Origin of the sequence: Spiroplasma diminutum CUAS-1 (assembly GCF_000439455.1) — a bacterium.
GTDB classification, from domain to species: Bacteria; Bacillota_I; Bacilli_A; order Mycoplasmatales; family Mycoplasmataceae; genus Spiroplasma_A; species Spiroplasma_A diminutum.
The window spans coordinates 478150-498523 of record NC_021833.1 but is presented as its reverse complement, the minus strand read 5'-3'; the positions used below and the strand labels follow the sequence as shown (position 1 = coordinate 498523).

Annotated in this window: 24 protein-coding genes; 12 read left to right on the top strand and 12 right to left on the bottom strand. The window is 23.6% G+C overall.

Annotation, left to right across the window (positions count from 1 at the left end; translation table 4 throughout):
* Positions 1-111: 111 nt before the first annotated feature.
* The 10 genes from SDIMI_RS02335 (at position 112) to SDIMI_RS02290 (ending at position 7273) form a co-directional block, all read left to right on the top strand.
* Positions 112-297: a hypothetical protein gene (locus SDIMI_RS02335; protein WP_020836387.1), complete on the top strand. Its 186-nt coding sequence runs from the start codon at positions 112-114 to the stop codon at positions 295-297.
* A gap of 749 nt (positions 298-1046) precedes the next feature.
* Positions 1047-1886 carry a DUF3800 domain-containing protein gene (locus SDIMI_RS02330; RefSeq protein WP_020836386.1) on the top strand — a complete coding sequence of 280 codons (840 nt, stop codon included), beginning with the start codon at positions 1047-1049 and terminating at the stop codon, positions 1884-1886.
* Between the two features lie 90 nt (positions 1887-1976).
* A complete protein-coding gene (locus SDIMI_RS02325) occupies positions 1977-2429 on the top strand; it encodes a hypothetical protein (RefSeq protein WP_020836385.1) in 453 nt (150 codons plus the stop codon).
* 21 nt (positions 2430-2450) lie between these two features.
* Positions 2451-2729 (top strand): hypothetical protein, encoded by a 279-nt coding sequence (locus SDIMI_RS02320; protein WP_020836384.1) that lies wholly within the window; start codon positions 2451-2453, stop codon positions 2727-2729.
* 51 nt (positions 2730-2780) lie between these two features.
* Positions 2781-3089, top strand: coding sequence for a hypothetical protein (locus tag SDIMI_RS02315; protein ID WP_041618282.1), 309 nt, complete (start codon positions 2781-2783; stop codon positions 3087-3089).
* Positions 3007-3438 carry a hypothetical protein gene (locus SDIMI_RS02310; protein ID WP_020836383.1) on the top strand — a complete coding sequence of 144 codons (432 nt, stop codon included), beginning with the start codon at positions 3007-3009 and terminating at the stop codon, positions 3436-3438. The genes SDIMI_RS02315 and SDIMI_RS02310 overlap by 83 nt, the downstream gene beginning before the upstream one ends.
* Positions 3439-3784: 346 nt before the next feature.
* Complete coding sequence (locus SDIMI_RS02305) at positions 3785-5281, top strand: hypothetical protein (RefSeq protein ID WP_020836382.1); 1497 nt, start codon at positions 3785-3787, stop codon at positions 5279-5281.
* Between the two features lie 64 nt (positions 5282-5345).
* A complete protein-coding gene (coaE, locus tag SDIMI_RS02300) occupies positions 5346-5924 on the top strand; it encodes a dephospho-CoA kinase (RefSeq protein ID WP_020836381.1) in 579 nt (192 codons plus the stop codon).
* Positions 5925-5928: 4 nt separating this feature from the next.
* Entirely contained in the window at positions 5929-6360 is a 432-nt protein-coding gene (locus tag SDIMI_RS02295; RefSeq protein ID WP_020836380.1) for a MerR family transcriptional regulator, read from the top strand.
* A 76-nt stretch (positions 6361-6436) separates the two neighbouring features.
* Positions 6437-7273 (top strand): SDR family oxidoreductase, encoded by an 837-nt coding sequence (locus SDIMI_RS02290; protein WP_020836379.1) that lies wholly within the window; start codon positions 6437-6439, stop codon positions 7271-7273.
* Positions 7274-7309: 36 nt separating this feature from the next.
* Here the strand turns inward: SDIMI_RS02290 and SDIMI_RS02285 are convergent, their stop codons facing one another.
* The 6 genes from SDIMI_RS02285 to SDIMI_RS02260 all read right to left on the bottom strand — a co-directional run bounded on the left by SDIMI_RS02285 (position 7310) and on the right by SDIMI_RS02260 (position 13475).
* Complete coding sequence (locus SDIMI_RS02285; RefSeq protein WP_020836378.1) at positions 7310-8050, bottom strand: hypothetical protein; 741 nt, start codon at positions 8048-8050, stop codon at positions 7310-7312.
* Between the two features lie 122 nt (positions 8051-8172).
* Positions 8173-8787 carry a SprT-like domain-containing protein gene (locus SDIMI_RS02280; protein WP_020836377.1) on the bottom strand — a complete coding sequence of 205 codons (615 nt, stop codon included), beginning with the start codon at positions 8785-8787 and terminating at the stop codon, positions 8173-8175.
* Between the two features lie 15 nt (positions 8788-8802).
* Positions 8803-10110 (bottom strand): Y-family DNA polymerase, encoded by a 1308-nt coding sequence (locus SDIMI_RS02275; protein ID WP_158499810.1) that lies wholly within the window; start codon positions 10108-10110, stop codon positions 8803-8805.
* Complete coding sequence (locus SDIMI_RS02270; protein WP_020836375.1) at positions 10097-10918, bottom strand: TlyA family RNA methyltransferase; 822 nt, start codon at positions 10916-10918, stop codon at positions 10097-10099. Before SDIMI_RS02270 ends, SDIMI_RS02275 begins: the two co-directional genes overlap by 14 nt.
* A 14-nt stretch (positions 10919-10932) precedes the next feature.
* Positions 10933-11835, bottom strand: a complete 903-nt coding sequence (locus SDIMI_RS02265) for a hypothetical protein (protein WP_020836374.1) — start codon at positions 11833-11835, stop codon at positions 10933-10935.
* Complete coding sequence (locus SDIMI_RS02260; RefSeq protein ID WP_020836373.1) at positions 11823-13475, bottom strand: 1-deoxy-D-xylulose-5-phosphate synthase N-terminal domain-containing protein; 1653 nt, start codon at positions 13473-13475, stop codon at positions 11823-11825. The genes SDIMI_RS02265 and SDIMI_RS02260 overlap by 13 nt, the downstream gene beginning before the upstream one ends.
* A gap of 260 nt (positions 13476-13735) precedes the next feature.
* Here SDIMI_RS02260 and SDIMI_RS02255 point away from each other — a divergent pair, with 260 nt between their 5' ends.
* On the top strand, positions 13736-14455 hold the full coding sequence (locus SDIMI_RS02255; protein ID WP_020836372.1) for a glucosamine-6-phosphate deaminase: 720 nt from the start codon (positions 13736-13738) through the stop codon (positions 14453-14455).
* Positions 14456-14480: 25 nt separating this feature from the next.
* Here SDIMI_RS02255 and xseB read toward each other — a convergent pair whose 3' ends face one another.
* Genes xseB through SDIMI_RS02230 form a run of 5 tightly spaced genes read right to left on the bottom strand, consistent with a single transcriptional unit; the run spans position 14481 to position 18878 of the window.
* The gene (xseB, locus tag SDIMI_RS02250; protein WP_020836371.1) at positions 14481-14684 is read right to left on the bottom strand and encodes an exodeoxyribonuclease VII small subunit; all 204 of its coding nucleotides are present in this window, start codon (positions 14682-14684) and stop codon (positions 14481-14483) included.
* 4 nt (positions 14685-14688) lie between these two features.
* Positions 14689-15954 (bottom strand): exodeoxyribonuclease VII large subunit, encoded by a 1266-nt coding sequence (gene xseA / locus SDIMI_RS02245; protein ID WP_020836370.1) that lies wholly within the window; start codon positions 15952-15954, stop codon positions 14689-14691.
* Positions 15955-15972: 18 nt separating this feature from the next.
* Positions 15973-17457, bottom strand: a complete 1485-nt coding sequence (locus tag SDIMI_RS02240; protein WP_020836369.1) for a hypothetical protein — start codon at positions 17455-17457, stop codon at positions 15973-15975.
* 14 nt (positions 17458-17471) lie between these two features.
* Entirely contained in the window at positions 17472-17873 is a 402-nt protein-coding gene (locus SDIMI_RS02235) for a transcription antitermination protein NusB (protein WP_020836368.1), read from the bottom strand.
* 39 nt (positions 17874-17912) lie between these two features.
* Positions 17913-18878, bottom strand: coding sequence for a lipoprotein (locus tag SDIMI_RS02230; RefSeq protein ID WP_020836367.1), 966 nt, complete (start codon positions 18876-18878; stop codon positions 17913-17915).
* Between the two features lie 65 nt (positions 18879-18943).
* Between SDIMI_RS02230 and SDIMI_RS02225 the strand changes: the two genes are divergently transcribed.
* Positions 18944-19372 carry a hypothetical protein gene (locus SDIMI_RS02225; protein WP_020836366.1) on the top strand — a complete coding sequence of 143 codons (429 nt, stop codon included), beginning with the start codon at positions 18944-18946 and terminating at the stop codon, positions 19370-19372.
* A gap of 24 nt (positions 19373-19396) precedes the next feature.
* On the opposite strand, the gene SDIMI_RS02220 is transcribed toward SDIMI_RS02225, so the two are convergent.
* Positions 19397-20326: a deoxyribonuclease IV gene (locus SDIMI_RS02220; protein WP_236608363.1), complete on the bottom strand. Its 930-nt coding sequence runs from the start codon at positions 20324-20326 to the stop codon at positions 19397-19399.
* Between the last annotated feature and the right edge of the window lie 48 nt (positions 20327-20374).

The following is a 20374-nucleotide window of genomic DNA, read 5'->3' as shown; positions in this document are numbered from 1 at the left end:
AGTTTAGGAAGTTCTGTATACATGCCCCATAAAAACTACTAAAAAAAATAAATTTTTAATGTCCCAAGTAACTATTCAAAAAAGAAAATTAAAGTCTAAAGGTGACAAATAATGATTTTTAAATATAATGTTGATAATAATTTAGATTATAAAAATCTATTAGAAAAAATTAATTTAGATAAAAATAATGGATTATATATTTATGGTAAAGCAGGAGTTGGTAAAACAACATTTTCAAAAGAACTTGTTAAACTATATGAAACTCAAAAACAAAATTTAAAACAAAAAAATTATTAAGCTAGATGAACAATATAACAATAATGATGTTTTATATAGACAAAGATTAATAGATAATAATATTGAACAAACTTCATGATTTGATGCAAAAGAAAAATATGGATTTATTCAAGAATATATAAAAGTAGAACGTTCTTTTCCTGAAAATAATAAAATGGATGAAATCTCAGAAGAAAAAAAAGAAAATAGAAGAATCATTAAATAAATTTACAACACCAGTATTTTTTAATATGTAAAAATTTATATCTGATATTCAAACATTGTGATCTTAAAAATATTCAGACTATACTCAAGTTATAGAAAATCATATTTCTAAATTTGCTAATACTTCTTTATTAATAGTTGATGATTTAGGTGTTGAATTTATTCATGAATCTACATATCCATATATTTATGAAATTTTTGAGAAAAGATTTGAAAAATTAGAAATCAAAAAATTAACAACAATTATTACTACTAATTATTCAATAAATGATTTAAAAGAAAAATATTCTAAAAAATTAAAAGACGACATAGCATCTGAAAGATTGTTTTCGAGAATAGAAGGGTTACTAAACAAACACATTGAATTAATTGGAGAAAATAAAAGAAAAAAATATTTGAATAATTTATAGATTTTTTAAAAAAGAGGTGTTATTATTTAAATGTAAGACGTAGATGTTTGTAGCAAAGCTTAACCGTGATGTAAGTACGGACAACTCTATGCAGAGGAGGGAAACCTCCTTTTTTTATGAAAGGAATCACTTATTTTGGCAAAATATATTAATTTTTATCTAGATGAAAGCGGAAATAATTTATCAGAATTTTTTGTTGTAGGTGGTTTCTATATAATAAACGATGACTATTCAAATATTCAAAGAATTGAAAGCAAAATTAGGTCAAATATCTTAAAAACTGAAAAAAATATAAAAGAATTTAGAATGAATGAGGAAAAAGAATTAGAACAATATATTTTGATTGACAATCCTAAAAACCATAAAGAAGTCAAGTGAAATAACTTGAGCTTACAAAATAAGTCATTTTTATTTGAAAATATTAGGAACTTAACTCAAAAGAATATATCTATAACATGTAATTTAAAAAACTGAAAATCAAAGAATAACAGGGCGATTAATTTAAATGCCATTTATAACATGATGTCATATTACTTAGTTGATAGGACTCTTAATTATTCAAATTTTAGTTTTGACGAAGAAATAATAATAAAAATATTTGTTGATCAAAGAAAATCTGTACCAAAAGTTTTGGAACCGAATGAAGAAAAAAAAGGTAGTAAATTAGAAAGTCTGGAAAGTTATATAATTACTCAAATGTATTGAAATTCACAATTTACAAATATAAGTATAAAAGTCAAACAATATGAATCTAATGCCAATCCTTTAATAAGATATTCTGATTATTATGTCGGATTAATTTCTTCCATGTGTAGATTTTTAAATAATTCTAAAAAACCATGAGACAATGACATAGATAAAATGTTTGAATTAATGCATAAAAAAATTTCTTGTTCATGTCATTATACAATTAAGGAACAATGCCAAACTATATCAAAACTATGTTTAAAATGTAAATTAATAGATTTATTTTAAATTCACCTAAAAAACTAAACCTCTTTTAAATTTAGAGGTTTTTTTTATACTTAATTTATTGGTACTCGCCAAAGGTCAAAGGAGATGATTATGACAGAAGAAACAAAAGTAGATGAAATAGTTCAGGAAACTGCGCCTGAAACTTCTGAGGAATTGGAAGAAACAACAGATGATATTGAACCAGCTGAAGAAGTACAATTTAGTGATGAACAAAAATCAAAGATAAATGAAATTATTAAAGAAAATGCAAATAATAAAAATCAAGAAATAGTTGCTTTACAGGATTCAATAAAAGATAAAGAATTTCAAATCCAATCATTAAATAACCTGTTAATTCAAAAAGAATTATTATCACAAAATTTAGATATCACTGATACACAATTAGAATTTGTTAAACAAATGGTGCAAAATTTTTCATATACAAATATAGAAGAAATTATTAAGTCTGTAAAAGAATTAATTGGCAAAAAGTTAAAATTATTGATGAACAAAATTTCAACATTAATAAAACAAAAAAAGATTTTAATACTGGAAATCTTTTAGATTTAAGCTAAGGAGAAAAATATGAACTTAAAACAATTTAAAAATCAGAATTGTTTTATTGATATTACTAACTCTACTAATAGAAGTGAAGTAGTGCAAGTTATTTTTCATGAAGTTTATTCAACTAAAATTGGATTTGAAACTTTAATTCCATTTAAAACAGTTACTGAACGGAACCAAACAATAACAAGAAAAAAACCTATGAAATTTACTGTTACAACAGGTGAACAAATGGGGGAAGAATTTTTAGCAAATAAAAACAAAATTTTTAATGAATATTCATTGGCTGAATATGTTTAAGAAAACGTTTCAATTGAAAAAGCATTTAAAGTTGCTAGACAATATTCAGCTTTGGAAAAATTAGCTCCTGAATTGATTGCTGAAGAATTAAGTGAAACAGCTAGTGCAGAAGTACAATATAAAAGAAAAGCTATGTTGGATACAGCAATTGATGCTCCTAAATTAAAAATTGAAAAAGTTAATTTAAGAGAAAAAATATTAGATATTCATGACCAAATAGTTGATCAATGTTACTTACAAGGTATGAATACAGAGAATTTATTTATCTTCTCAGATATTGAACTTAACAGAGGATTTAGATATAAATTACAAATTAACAATTGGTGCAACTCAACAAATCCAAGATGTATTAGATGGTAAAGATGTACACATTTCTGGAATCACATCATCAATTGAAGGAATCAATTATGTAGATATTCCAAAATTAGTTTCAGTGCTAGACCCAGAAGGTAAAAAAGGAGTAACTACAAATCTTTTACCTGAAGGTGTAATCGCATATGTTGTTGAAATGAATACACTATATAGACCATTTATTGCAATGGAATGAGAAGATACACCAGTACGTTGTGAAAAAGCAGAAGTTGGTACTGGATACGGTAATGCTGACTTAATGGAATATGCAAAAGGGTTTGATGTTAAACTAATCGAATTTTTAAAAGTATTTGCAGTAGTTTTTAAAGACGAAACACCAACTGACCCAGAAGAATAGTATCAACTATTCTTTTTTTTAATTAAAAGGAGAAACTATGGTAGGTACTAAATCAATTAAATTAAAAATTTAAAGCTTACAAATTTAAAAAATATTCAATTAGATAACAAGCAAAGTAGTTGACTAATTGAAGTTCTTAAAATAATAGGCGTTGGTGTCTTGGCAGCTGAATTAGGAGCTGTTGGTCAAGCATGACTAGAATTGTGGAATAATTAAATTAACAATTGAATGAAAAATGTCTTTTTTATTTCCTACCTTTAAGTTATGCACCCTTAAGCATTTTTTAATTTTGAATTATTTAAAAACTAATATATAATAATATTAGTTTTTATGGGGAAATGATAATATGGGCAAAATTAAAATTTTAAAAAATAATAAAAAATCACAATTTATGATTGGTTCATTACTTGCTTTTTTTGTTGTTTCTTTAACTTATTCATTAACTTTATTATTTTCTCCAATAATAAATAATGAAAACATATTACAAATTAATACTTCAATTATTGAACAAGAATTTAGTAAGTTTTTATTAATATTTTTATATAATGGAAAATCTATTATTCTAGCTGAAAATGATATCATAATTTATTGATTACCATTAGCGTTAAGTTCATTGGGAATGATAGTAATGATTTTTAGATTAATAATTCATCTTGTTGGCTATAAAGCAAAGACTAAAAAGGGTATTGCAAGAATAGTAAGACCAATTAGAAGTTATCAATTAACTATGATTTTTGCATGAATTATATTTTCACTGCTTACTATTTCAATGTTTCTTTCACTTTTAAGTGCTTCACCATTTTTAATGGGAATAGTATTAGAGTTTGGATCAGGGAATTTTATTTCAATTAATAAAGAAGCTACTTCTAAAGTTATAGAGATATTGCAAACTCAACCTAATCAAATTTATTGATTAACTTTTGCTTTATTTTCTCAAATACCAGGAGCTGCTGCTATTGAAACAGACAATAAAACTTTTGAACTTATTATGTGATTTGTTCTTCCAATCATTTTGCCATTTATTTCAATTTTAATTGCATTTGCAGGAAATATTTGCGGAGAATGTAGTTGATGAAGAATAAATTTAATAGTTTTAAAAGATATTGATTTACAAACTGGAGCAAATCTTGTTGAAAGCTATTCAAAAGTAGAAAAACCAAAAATTAAAGAATCAAAAGAATCAAAAGATATTAAAGAAATCAAAGAAGTAAAAGAAATTAATCAAGTAAATAAAATTAAAGTTGATTATGATCCAAAAATTGAAAAGAAATGTATTTTATTCTATAAAAATTTAGTAAAAATGCTTGAGAATTCAAATAATAAAGATTCATTAATCTATAAAGAAACAATTGAAAAATTAGAAATAATTGCAGAAAATAAAGAAAATGATTGAAATACTATTGCAACTGAAGTTGAAGCTCAAATGAATATCTTTACATCTACAGATAAGCAATTTGTTGATTTAATTGAACAAATAATTTTAAATCCTAGATTAGATTTTTTTGGAAGATATAAAAAAGATCTTGAAGAATTAATTGAAGGATATAGATTTGCATTAAAAACATGAGATTTATTTGCAGCTGAAATTAAATTAGAACAAATTTTTGCAATAGCATTTAGAAATCAAGAATTATTGCCAAAAATTGGATTTTGTTTGAAAAACAAAATTAATTCAAATTTTAAAAACATTGATCAAAAAACTAATGTGATTGGAAGATTGGAAATTGCTAAAAATAATAAGGACTACAAAAACTATAGAGAAATTTGTACAGAAATTATAAAAGAAATGTCACCAATTAAACCAATTATTTCAAGTTATGTAGATAAAATAATTTATAATTAAATAAAGTAAAAATCATTTAATAATGATTTTTTTTGTAACCTATTAATGAAAAGAAGGTGAGATTTTGAAAATTATTGGAGTAAGTGGATTTATAGGTAGTGGAAAGTCAACTATGTTAGAACATTTAAGCGAAAATCCTAGAATAAAAGTAATAGAAGCTGATAAAATATCAAAATATGTCATTTATAATAAAAAGATATTAAATTTCTTAAAAAAATTCATACCAAATTCAATTGAAAATGAAAAAATTGAACGAACAGTTTTAAGAAGCGAATTGTTTAATAATCATAAGTTAAATGAAAAATTTACAAAAGTGGCTTGACCATTAATTTCAAAAGAAATTAATTTACTTATAAAAAAGGAAATTAACAGTGATTTAATTTTTGTTGAAGCAGCAGTTATAAGTGGAATAAAAGTTAAATTTGATAAAACTATATTGCTTGTAAAAGACAATAGTCAAAGAATCGATAGAGTTAGAAATAGAGACAACAGAGATCTAAAAGAAATTGATTCAATTACAGAATTTCAATTCAAAAAATTAAGAAAATATAAGTTTGATTATATATTAGAAAATAATAGCGATAAGCAAAGTTTTTTTAAAAGTATTGATGATTTAATAGAAAAAATTAAAAGTGAGGATTAATATTATGGTAAAAAAAATAGGAATAAAACAATTAGCAAATCTTTTTGATGTAACAGAACAAACAATTAGATTTTATGATTCAAAAGGGGTATTTCCTTATTTAAAAAGAGAAGAAAATAATTATAGATATGCCAATTTTGAAGATTTAGAATGATTCAAAATGGTGTTTATTTTAAGAAATGCAGGAATGGAATTAAATAACATTAAAATTTATCTGGATTTATGTATAGAAGGTGATAAAACAGCACCAGAAAGATTAAAAATAATTGTTACACAAAAAGAAGCTCTAAAAGAAAAAATACAAAAATTGAATGATGAACTTGATTTATTAAATAACAAAGAAAAACATTATGAAAATTTAATAAAAACTGGTGAAATGGATAAATGAAATCCGATTAATTTTGAAGTTGAATTAAAAAATAAGAAAATAATTTAAAAAAATGTTGTTTTTTCACTTGCATTATAGTAACTATAATGTTTTATAATTATTTTGTATCAATAGGAGGTATAAAATGATAAATAAAGTATGATTAGTAACTGGAGCAAGTCAAGGACTTGGATTAGTTGTTACAAAAAAATTACTTGATAACGGACACCAAGTAATTGCAACAAGTAGAAATAAAGATAAAATTATTTCTGAAATAGGGGAAAACCCAAATTTATTAGCAGTTGAAATGGATATGACAGATTCAAAAAGCATTAAAAATGCTATCGATAAAGGAATTGAAAAATTTTCTACAATTGATATTTTATTAAATAATGCAGGTTATGGACAATTATGAACATTTGAAGAAACTTCTGAAGAAGAAGTAATGAAAAACATAAATGCAAACTTAATTGGAACAATGAACGTTGTTCGTAATGTATTACCTTACATGAGAAAACAAAAATATGGACACATTTTTGTAACTTCATCAGCATGAGGATTTAAAACAGTTCCATATAACAGTATCTATGCTGCAGTTAAATTTGGTCTTGATGGTTTTGCAGAAGGAATTAGCCATGAGTTAAAACCACTTGGAATTAGTGTTTCATCAGTAAAACCTGGAGGATTTAGAACAAACTTCTTAAAAGAAGAATCACTTGTTACAGGAAACAATGTTATTGCAGATTATGCACAAGCAAGAGATGAATGAGTTAACACAGTTAAATCATGAAATGGTTATCAAGATGGTAATCCAGAAAAATATGCAGAATTGCTAATTGAATTAAGCAGTCAAAACGAAATTCCAGCAAATATTTTTGCAGGAAGAGATGCATACGGACTTGCAAAAGAAAAACTTGATATTTTACAAAAAGATATCAAAGATCTTGAATCAAAAGCTACAAACTTACACTTTGAAGGGTAATAAAAAAGGAAAAACAAATTTGTTTTTCCTTTTTTATTAACTTGTTTTCTTTTTTACAGTTTTTTTAACTTTTACTTCATCATCACCAATTATACCAACTTGTTTTAATGCTTCTTTTACAGCTAGTTGAATTAATTCTTGTGTTTCTTCTTGACTGAATAATTTATCAGATGATTCGATATTTTTTTCCTTAGTTTCTTTAACTTTAGGAATTGTTTTTGATATTGATTCATCGGCAATCTCAGCTTGGTTTAAATCATCAGGTTCTAAATTATTTGAAGGATTTGAAGATGATAAACTATTATCATCTTTTTCATCCATATTTGACCTGATGGGTGGTATATATGGTTTTTCTGGATTTTCTTTTTGATAATTTTGTGCATTTTGAATAATTTCTGAAAGATCAGAATTAGAAGGTGAAGAATCTGAAGTAGAAGGGGAAGAGCCACCCATCATTTTTACTCTCAAGGCAGCCATTCTATCGTTTATTTCTTCACCACTTACTATTTTATTATCTGGATCGCTATCTTCAAAATCTCCTTTATCATTTCGGATCTTTTCTTTAGCTTTTGCCAATATATCTCCAAGTGTTCCTGGTTGATGTTTTCTTTTATTATTTTCCTCTGCCAGTTCCTCTTCTGTTTGAGTTCCATGTAATCGTCTTACTTTTGCGCCAAGTTCTTCTTCAATTGATTTATTTTTATTAAAAACGTTTTGTAAATCACAAACATGTATTTGTAAGTGAGTAGGACAAAACTTCGGTGCGAATCCTGCCATAGAACCTCCTGTAATATATCCATTAATTTAAAAGCGCTAAATTAATTTTAACACTTAGAAGTCTTAAATTGAAGTAAAAAATTATAGTTATTAATAAAAGTGTATATTGCAATATACACTTTTTATATTTTTTTAAAATCTTTATTACAATCTAAGCATTTTATTCTTAAAGGTATTTCTCTAGAATTATTTATGATTGTTTCGCATCCTTCACAAATATATCTATTATTTTTATTATAACCTCTTGGTTGATATTCTAGTGCATCTTTATGAATCATTTTTTTAAATAATTGCTTATTAAAATCAAGTTTCTTTTCAATGAAATTTATAAGCTCTGGTGTAGCTGATGTTTGAGAAAAACCTTGCTTAGAACTCTTAACAACGTTCAATTTTGCTATATCTTGTGCAACTTTCTTGAAATTTTTATTATGTCTTTGATTGTTCTCAACGTCTTTTATATCGTTTTCATAATTGTATTGATGAACCATTTCATGAACTAAAACTGATATTATGTTTTGATAATCTCCATTTAAAGCTAATGTTCATATAGTTATTTGATTAATGTTATCAGATCAATCTTTTGCTGTATCAAAGTGACCTAATGTTAACCTACTTTTTCTTTTACTTGTTTCAATACTAATTTTGATTTCAGATAGGGAAGATGAAAATAAAAAGTCATTTAATTGTTTATGAATTGAATGCAATTCAAGTATTAAATCGTCTATTCTATATTCCATAATTTAACTCCCCTATTATTTTTTTCATTTATCAATAATTTGTTCATTTGAAATATGAACATCATCATTTTTTAAAAATTTTGATTGAACTATATTCTTATCCATATACTTTATTAATTTATCTCCAGTAAAAATTTTATCTTTTCCAAACTTTAAATTTAAATTATAAATTATTTGATTAACTTTATTATAATCTATTCCTTCACTTAAATCTATTTCGTCAATTGAAAGTTGTTTAGATTTTTCAATTTCATTTGTTAAATTACTTAATCTAACTCCAAGTAATAATATTGGTTGCCCTGTTCAAAGTTCATAAAAACATTGCTTTGCTATTGCATAAATAATTTCTGGATCATTTGTTGCATCTTGAATTGATTCTTGCTTTACAATATGTTTCTTTCTTTGTTTATCATTGTACATCTCGTTAGAATTTTCATCTAAATATTTAACAACTATTGAAATAGTAGTTCCTTGTAAATATCTTTGTTTAGCTCTGTTAGAGATTTTTAAACTAATTTCATAGATTATTTCTTCTATTTCTTCATAATTTGTTGTTGTAAAATTTAATGTCAGTTCATTTCCAATTGATTTAAATTCACTTGCTTCTCTTGAAACTTGATCACTTCCTTTTCCATTTGCTCAATATCAAAGTGTAAGTCCCCTCTTACCAAGTAGATCAATAATTGTATTTAAATTAGAAAGAGCTAAATCTTTTATTGTAAGAATATTATTTTCATTTAATTTTTTTTCTGTTGCAGGACCTATCATATACATTTCTTTAACTGAAAGTGGTCAAAGTTTTTCTTCAATATCTTTTTCAAGTAAAATTGAAATTCCTTTTGGTTTATTAAAGTCAACACACATTTTTGCTAAAAATTTATTTGTGCTTATTCCAATTGAACATGTAAGACCTGTTTGTTCATAAATCATATCTATTAAAGCTTGAGCTGCACTTCTAACAGTACCATACTTTCTTCAAACTTTTGTCATGTCAATATAACATTCATCTATTGAAGCAACTTCAAAGTCTTTTGTAAAATTATTATAAATAATATCAAAAACTTGTTCGGAATATTTTATATACAAACTAAAATTTGAATATGCAATGTAAAGATCTTTACACATTTCTTGTGCTTTAAAAACAGGAGTACCTGCTCTGATTCCAAATTTTCTTGCATTATAACTTGCAGTTGTAACTATTGCTCTTCTGTTAGGACTTGCAACAACTAAATTTTTATTTTTTAAACTTGGATCTTCTGCCATATGACAACTTGCAAAGAATGCATCCATGTCTAATAAAAAAATAACTTTATTCTTCTTCATTGTTTTCAAAAAACTTTCAACAGTCATCTACAAGTTTTGGAATTTGATCTAAATTAAATTTATTTTCACTTTTATTATTTTTTCTTATATAACATAAGTATTCAATATTTTTCTTTTTGTTTCCAAGTATAGGTGATCAATTAATATCAAGTACAGAAAAAAGATTATCATTACAATAATTTATAACTCTTGTAATTGATTTTATATGTCCTTCTTTTGAATTTATCTTTCCATTTTTTACATCTTCTTTATCAGATTCAAATTGAGGTTTGATTAAAATAACACCACTAACTTCTTCACTAACTATATCTTTTAAAGGTAACAATATTTTTTCTATTGAAATAAAACTAACATCACAACAAAAAAAATCAATATGCTTTTCAAAAAAATCTTTTGTTACAATTCTAAAATTTGTTTTCTCCATTGATTTAACTTTTGGATTACTTCTTAATTTTCAATCTAACTGATTTGTTCCAACATCAACTGCATAAACATAACTTGCATTATTTTGTAAACAACAATCAGTAAAACCCCCTGTTGATGAACCAATATCTAAACATACTTTATCTTTTAAATCTATATTTCAAAATTTAACAGCTTTAAATAATTTTTTACCTGCTCTACTTACAAATTCATTTTCTTTATTTAATAATTTTATAATTATTTTTTCTTGATCAAATAATGTTCCAGGCTTTGTTATTTTTTCATTATTAACTAATACTTTACCATCAACAATTAGAGATCTTGATTTACTTCTGTTCTCTGTAAGTTCCAAATCTAATAAAATTTGATCAAGTCTTTTTTTCATATAAAATTATCTCCTTAAAATTTTCTTTTTGGTTTTACTTTAAATTTTCTTTTCTTTTTAAAATCCAATTTTTGCATTTTTAAATTATTTATTTTTTTTGTTCTATCAATATTCTCATATAAAGATTCTTCTTGACTAATTCATTCAGAAATTTTTTGAAACATTTCACTTCCATAAGTTTTTACAAAACCTTTTTTTAATGTTTCTAATTTTTTCATATACTTTGTAGTTGAAAGAGAAAATGTTTTTGTTAAATTTAATTTTCCATAGTTTCCAGTACTTAAATTATTTCTAATATTTGAAATCATTTCTTCTTTTTCAATCATTGATTCTACAAATATATCACTACTACTTTTTAAAATTTCAGATTCATATTCTTTATCATTTAATATTTTATCTAAATAGTTTTCACTATTATCATTATTAATAATTGGTTCATTAAGTAATAATGTTTCAAAATCTTGAAATGTTTTTTCTAAATAATTTGGTTCAATTGTTTCATCTAAAATTATAGAAGAATCTTGAATGTATGGTTTAGAAAGATTTAAAATATTTTTTTTATAAATAGTTTTTAAGTTTGAAGGTTTTTCTTTTATAATTTTATTTTCTTTATTTACTTCAGTTTTAAAATTCAAAGTATAATGCTCTGGTAAGTCATCATACATTTCATTATTAAATTCATGAAGTTCTCTTATTAAGGTTTCTTCACTTCCTGTAGGAATAACAATTAACTTATTATATTCATGTAATATTTTTTTATCAGTTTGGCTTTTTAAATGTAATATTCTTCTTAATTCTTTAAGATTTTCAAAAAAATTTAAATTATCTTTATTTGACTGTTTTGAAATTAAATCATTGATCTCTCTGTCCTTTGAGAGTTTATCTAAAAAATAATTTTTATCTACTATAGTTTGCATTTTTTTGGTACCTCAAAAATTCTTTTTATTATTGATTCTACATTCATGTTAAATTCTTCTAATAAAAATTCTTTATTTCCATGTTTAATATTTCGTGATTCAAAAGAAAAACTATGTAAATTTAAATTATCAAATTTAAATTTCATATTTGAAAATAAATTATTCTTATTTATTACTTGTTCATAAACAAAAATAATATTATTTCTGTGTTTTTTGATCATTTCTTCATCAATTGGATTTATATATCTTGCATTTATTAAATTTATATTTAATTTCTTTTCTCTTATAATGTTATAAAACTCTTCTAATATATTTCCATATGCTATTAAAGTTAATGTATTATTTTCATCAAAAATTAATTCTTGTCATTGTCCTATTTTAAATTTTTCTTGACTTTTATCTTCAATTGCAGCTAAATTTTCATATCTTAAAAAAAATTGTTTATGAGTATTTAAATAAGCTTGTTTTGCCAAAACTTTTACATCATTTACACTATAAGGTTGACAAATTATAGAATTTTCAAAATTATTAATAAGGGAAATGTCATAAATACCATGATGACTAACCCCCCCACTAAAACTTAAACCTCCCCTATCGATAAGAAATGTCATAGGTAGATTATTTCTAAACACATCGTGCACTAATTGATCAAAAATTCTTTGAAAGAATGTTGAATAAATTGAAATAAAAGTTTTTTTATTCGAATTTGCAATTGCACTTGCTGTTAAAATACTAAATTCTTCATTTATTCCAACATCAATTACGTTTTTCTTAAATTTATTCTGTAAATTTAAGAAATTAGAAGAACTTATCATCGCAGGGCAAATTAAATAGTCGTTATTAGTGAAGTTATTTTCAATTTCTTGTGCAATTAATTTTGAATAGCTATTATTATTAATTGGCTCTATTGAATGATTTTCAAATAATTCATTTTTACCATCATAACCATGAGCTTTTTTAGTTATACAATGAATAAAAACATGCTCATTTGAATTGTTTGCTTGATCAAAACTATTAAACAGTTCTTCAAAATCATGACCATTTTCACATTTTATATATTTTATTCCAATTGACTCAACATATTTTTTAATATCTTTAATAGCTAAAGCATTTTTGCCAATTGCTTGATTATTATCATTTAAAATTGTTATAGTTTTTTTATCTATATTTTGTAAGTTTATTAATCCTGGATGAGTATAAGATCCATAAAATGCAGCATCTCCTATTATAGATATAATATTTTTCTTATTATTTGCAATTGCATAACCAAATTGATATGCAATTGATGTTGAACTGTGTCCTGTGCTTATTCAATCATATTCTGATTCACTTATTTCCTGGAAATTACTTAAACCATTGTATTCTTTGATTGTTTTGAATTTCTCAATTCCATGAACTAATAACTTATAAATATGTGATTGGTGACCTGTATCGAATAAAACTATTGAATCATCTAAATCAAAATATGACAAAATTGATAATGTTAATTCAACAACTCCAAGATTACTTCCTATATGACCATTATTTTGATTTACAAAGTCATTTAAAAAATTACGTATATCTTGTGCAAGTTCTTTTAGATCTTCATTATCTCTATTATTATAAATTGCTTTAAAATTCTTAAGTTCTAATAGTTTCATATATTTCACCCTTCTTATTTTACAATATTGACAATGAAAAAACCAAATATTTAGGTTTTACAATTATTTTCTTTTTAGCTATTAAATATATCGTAGATTTAGAAGAAAATAAAAGTATTTGTAAAGTAAATATAAGAAAAGTATTTAAATAGTAATTTTACTAAAAAAACTGACTATATACACAAAACTTTACTTTCTAATTTGGAAAGTAAAATTATTCAAATTAAGAATAAAATGATATATAGAAAGGTGTGAAGTAAATGAAAATAATAAAAACAAATGATTATGAGGAAATGAGTATAAAAACTTTGGATGTTTTTATTGAAACTATAAATAATTGTAAAAATCAAAATAGAATAAATGTAGCTATTACTGGAGGAAGAACTCCCTTAATGTTTTATAAAATGCTGATTGAAAATTTGAACAGAATAGAAATATTAGAAAAAGTTCACTTTTATAATTTTGATGAAATACCTTTGAAAGATGATCTATCAACTGGATTAACTTTCAAAGATTTGGATGAATTATTCTATACACCAGGGAAAATAAATTCTAATAATATTCATCAAATGAATTTTCTAAATTGAAAAGATTTCATAAAACAATTGAATGCTGATGGTGGTTTAGATCTTGTTCTTTTAGGTATTGGAATTGATGGACACTTTTGTGGTAATTTATCAGGAGTAACAAAATTTGGAGATAGTACAAGAGAAATATCTATGATAGATACTCAAAATAATATTAGTGTTCCTAAATTGGATACTGAAAAGTTTCATGAAAAGTATGTAACAATGGGACCAAGAGAAATTATGCAATCAAAAAATATTCTTATGATTGCAAATGGTGAAGCAAAAGCAAATGTAATTGATCAAATTTTAAATGGACCTGTAGTTGAACAAGTTCCCTCTTCACTACTAACATTACATCCTAACTTTACTTTAATAATTGATAAAGAAGCTAATTCAAAAGCTAACATTTAAAAAAACTGGATTGAATCCAGTTTTTTTAAAAATTAGTTGTTTCATTATTTTCAAGAACTTTTTTAACTTCACCTTCTAAGTTATTTAATTGATCTTTAGCTTCTTTAATCATTTCAGTTCCCTTTTTAAATAATTCAATAGATTCTTCCATTGATGTCGAAGAATCATTTAATTTATTTGAAATATTTTTTATTTCATCTAATAATTCATTAAAGTTTTTTGTACTCATAATTTTAATTTTCCTTTTCTAATTTCATTTCTATTTCACCATCAATTAATACTGCTGTAATTTTTTTATTAGGATTGATATCTTTTTTGAATTTGATAACATCATTATTTTGTTTCAAAATTGAATAACCTTTTTCCAAAGGTAAGTAAGGACTTTGTAATTTCATTTTTTCTTCAAAGTTTTTTATTTCAACTTTATATTTATCAAATTTATTTATTAAACTTCTTTTTCAAATATCTATATTGTTTTCAAAGTTTTTATTAATGTAATTTAATTTATTTGTAATTATAGAATTAAAGTTTGTTGATAAATTTGAAAAGTTATCTTTTAAATTTATCAATTTATTTTTTATAGAATTATTTAATTTAGAATATTGACTATCAATTTCAAAATTAATTTTTTCTATTTTATTTTTTAATACTGATACAAACTCATTTGTTTTTGTAGAAAGAGCTTGAGTTACACTTTCTTTATCTGGTGTTGCTTTTTCACCAGCTGCAGTTGGAGTTGAAGCTCTAAAATCTGCAACGTAATCTGCAAGAGTTATATCTGGTTCATGACCAACACCGCTAATTATTGGAATATTACTTTCTCTAATTGCACTTAAAACTTCCATTTCATTAAATGCTCAAAGATCTTCGTAACTTCCTCCGCCTCTACCAACTATTAAAGTATCTAAAGAAATTTTAAAATTATTTGCTTGTTTTATTTTATTTGCAATATCTTTTGCAGCACCTTCTCCTTGAACAAGTGAAGGAAATAAAAATACATTTACTAATGGATATCTTCTTTTAATAGTTGTTATTAAATCTCTAACTGCATCTCCAGTTGCAGCTGTAACTATTCCAATATTTTTTGGAAATTTTGGAATAGACTTTTTAAACTCATCGAGAAATCAACCTTGCTCTTTTAACTCTTTATATCTTTTGTCATATAGAAGAGAAAGTTCACCAACTCCATCAACTCTAATATCATAAACTGTAAAAGTTATTTTACCTGTTGGTTTATAATATGATAAAGTTCCCTTCGTAATAACTTCTGTTCCCTCTTTAATATTTAGATCTAAAAATTTAAAAGCATTTGTTTTTCAAATTGCACAATCAATTTTTGCTTGACTATCTTTTAATGAAAAATAAATATGACCACTTTTATTATGAGTTAAGTTTGCAACTTCTCCTTTTACATTTACATTTTTAAAAGTATTTGAATCTTCAACATACTCTTTTAACATATCTGCAAAGTCAGTTATTTTAAAAATCATTTCAGTCATATCTTTACTCCTTTAACTTTATTTAAAATTTAATATTTCAATTTCGTTAATACAATTTTTTACTTTCATATATAAAGCAAAAGAATTTAATGCATCATGTTTAGTTAACTTTTTATTTTCCAAAGTTTCTTTTAAGCTATTAAATTTTGAATCTAAAAAAATAAATAATTCTGTAATTGTCTTATTATCAATCATTTCTTTAAACTTTAAATATTTTTCTTTATCATAATTAACTGTAAGTAATTCAAAATTATCTTTGTTATCATCAAATAATTTTACAAAGGAATTAAATTTATTTAAATATGATTTTAAAGTTTTATCATCTAAATTATTAGCTACATTTAATTCTGATATCAATTCATCTAAAACACCAGTTGACTCAGATTCTGAATTTTCAAATATAATTTCGCTTAATTTATTAATATCATTAAAAGTTACTGTCTTTTCAAGATCACTTAATTCTTTTTTATTATTATAATTGCTATTAAAAATTTCATTTATTTCTTTTTCATTTTCTTCATCTTCAAAGATTTTATTTCAATATCAATTTAAAGTATCAGTAGTTTTTAAATTATTTATATTTTCTTTTTCCACTTGTGGTTTATTTTTTAAGAATTCAAAAATATCATTATAACTTTTAAAATTTTTAAGTGCTAATGGATTTAATAAACTAAAAAAATCATTATTATCAATTGCAAAAATTGGACATTCGAATTTTATAATATCAGAAAAGAAACTTAAGTCATTTAATAAAGTTGTTTTATATTTTGATTTAACTTCAACATTATTTATAAAAATAAAAATTGTATCATGTTTAACTAATTCAGATAACTTCTCCATTTTATTTTCATAGTTATCTTCATCATATTTAATCGGTGTAAAAATAAATTTTTCTAAACTATACATAACATTTTTTTCTAAAAATGAATTTCAATCTTCTTTAAAGTTTAATTTTGTATGAGAAAATTTATTTTCTGATACAGTGTTAAATAAATTTTTATCATAAGTTTTTATCATTTTATAAAGTTGTTCTTCGTATTCAGAAACATTTTTATCAAATTTAACTTCTTTTAAGAAATGCTCATTGTTATATCAGTTTAAATTTCTTATTCAAACATTTGTTTGTAAATCATTTGTTAAATTTTGAATAAATTTATTAAGTTGATCATCTTCTTTTGATAATTTAGTTGCACTAACTAAAACGACATTTTTAAAATTATTATTTAAAAAATAATCTTCTGAATTTTTTAAATAATCTTTAATAAGTTTATAATTTTTTGAATTAAATAATTTAGTATTAAAATTTTGCAAGTAGCAATATGTTGAAAGTTCACAAAAAGCTTTAGTTAAAAAACTTTTAGAAAATTCTTTATGTGAATTGATTTTATTTTTAAAAATAAAATTTTTAAATTCTTTATAAACTAAATATTTAATTTCATCTTTTAAGTCGTGTAAATGCTCTTTTAATTCACTTTTAAAAATTGCAAAATTATCTATACCCATAATTAATTCCTTTTCTATTTAACGTTATCTATCAATCCATTTATAAAAGAAGTGTCAAAACTTGGTAAGTACTCACGAGTTAATTCAATACTTTCATTTACAACAACTGGCTTTGGAGTTATTTCTTTTTTTATTTCATATACTGCATTAATTAAAATTGATTGTATTACCTTTGGTAATCTTGTTCATGATCAAAGTTCAGGGAGTAAATTTGAAATTATTTCTTTATACTCATAAATGTTTTCTAAAATTTCAAAAATATAATCATTTATTTCTTCGTCAAAGGATTCTAATTGAAATCCATCTAATATCTCTTGTTTAATTTTGTTTACATTTTCGTCCAATAAAAAAAGACGATATAAGATTTGAATTGTCATTCTTCTTCGCTTTTTTAATTTACTAATTGATTTTTCCATTTCTTTTTCGCCTTTTCTATATATTTAATTTTATAAGATCTATCCCACAACAAAAGTTTTGCCTGTTAATCCTAACCAAGTTGCAAAATCTGAATTTGCAAATTTTTTTTCCTTATAAATTTTATCTGTAAAATCTATAAATGACTTTTGAGGTTCTGTAATTTCATTGCTATTTAAAATAAGTTCATATAATGTTTCTTCTGGAGTTAATGAACTTCATTCCATTGGTCTAGCATTAGCAGTGTGCTTATTTGTATTTTTAACTCACTCAATACTATTTGAAATTTCAACTTTTTTATCATTTATATCTTTAATTGAATCTAAAATACCTTTAATAAAAAATACTATTTCTGCTTTATTTTTATTGTCCAATAGACTTTTATTAAAAGTCCCACCTTTTTCTTTGATTATTGCTTGTAAGTCATTAAAAAAATAAGTATTAATTTTACTCTCTGTTAATAAAGCTTTATCTTTAAAAACATTTTCTTTCATTTTAGGTTTGTTTGTAAATTTAATTTCTAAAAATGTTGAATTAAATTTAGATTCAGTTTCTACTTTAAGTTTATATTTAAAATATAAACTCTTTGTTGTTAGAATATCATCTATTCCAAATTCCTTTACTAAATATTCCTTTAATTTTGAAGTATCTCCAATAATTGTTTTTTCATTTGCTGTTGAATAAAATTCAAACTCAATTTTATCATCTAATTTTTCTCCATTAACTTCATTATCCAAATTAATGTCTAATTCATCATTAACTTCTTCTTGATTTTTAAAATTAAATGAAATTAATTTTTTTATTTCATTGTTGATGTAATTTTTATCAGTTTCGTCATCAGAACTTTCACTAAAAACTACAGTATTTTGAGACTTATATAATCAAAATTTTTCTATATCACTTGATTTACTATAAGTATTATTTTCTGTTATTTTACAACTAACTATTTGACTAACTGGTGCTAGTGTTATAGTAAATCCAGTTAAAATTGTAAGTAATTTTTTCATTTTTTTCACCTTAATTCCCTATTATTTTACATTAATATATTATTAATGTAAGGAGAAATTTACCTATGAAAGATGATTTTTTTGACGATAATGTTAATATGACAACTTTATTTCACTTATTAGGAGATAATCAAAGACCAAATTTATCAAATAAGGAAATAAACGACATGTGTTTAAAAGTACTTTTAAACTTTAATAAGATCTACTTGGATCAAAAAAATATAGATTTATTTGATCAAGTTTGTATTAAAAAATACAAGATAAATTTAACTACAGTATTAAATGATTCAAATATTTATTTAAACGAAATAGAACAATACAGTGAAAATCAAGCTATTTGAGTAGAATTATTAACTTTAATTTCTATGCTAATTTCTACAAATGATAATTATTTACAAGTTAATTTTCAAGATAATATTAAAGAAATTAATAAAAATATTGAAATATTAGATAAGGTATTAAGATTAAAATTGCATTTATATAATAAAGACTAAAAAAACTGCTATATATAGCAGTTTTTATTTTATTTCTTTATCTTTAAAAGGATTTGTAAATGTATTATTTTTAATCATTTCAATTTCAATTTTATAAGGACTTACTTTTCCATCAATTCATGGTGTTTCTAAAACAATTGGAATTTCTTTAAATAATGGATTATGTACCACTTTTGCAAGTGAATCAAATCCAATATAACCATATCCAATGTTTTCATGGCGATCTTTATGATTTGATATTGGATTTTTACTATCATTTAAGTGAATTGCCATTAATTTATCCAAACCAACAATTTTATCAAACTCTTCAACTACTTTATCAAAGTTGTTTTTTACATCATAGCCTGCATCATGCATATGACAAGTATCAAAACATACCCCTACTTTATCTTTTGCTTCAACTAAATCTAAAACTGATTTAATTTCTTCAAAAGTTATACAAACCTCTGTACCTTTTCCTGACATTGTTTCTAATGCAACCCTTACAGGAGTGTTAGGTAACTCTTTATAGACCACATTTAAACCTTTTGCCACACTTTCTAAAGCAAGTGCCCTAGGAGCCCCCACAGCTGCTCCTGGGTGTAATACAAGAGTGTGCACACCAATTTCTTCAAGTCTAAGCAATTCTTCTTTTAAAAGTCTTACACCAAGATCAAATGTATCTTGTTTTACTGTGTTTGCAAGATTAATTGTATAAGGACCGTGACAAATTACTTTATCAATATCAATATTATTATCAATTAATGTTTGTTTAAATTCTTTAATATTTAATTTACTTGTTTCTGTTCTTCTTGTATTTTGAGGAGCTCCTGTAAAAAACATAAGTGTATTTGCCCCATTTTCAATGGTTTCAAGTGCACTTCCTAGTAAGTAATTATTTGCAGCATTCATTCCAACATGACTGCCTAAGTAAAATTTTGGTTTTTCCATATTTAATTCGCTCTTTTCATTCATTTGTATTTTAGCATAAAAAAAGAAAGTTGCCTTTTTGCAACTTTAATA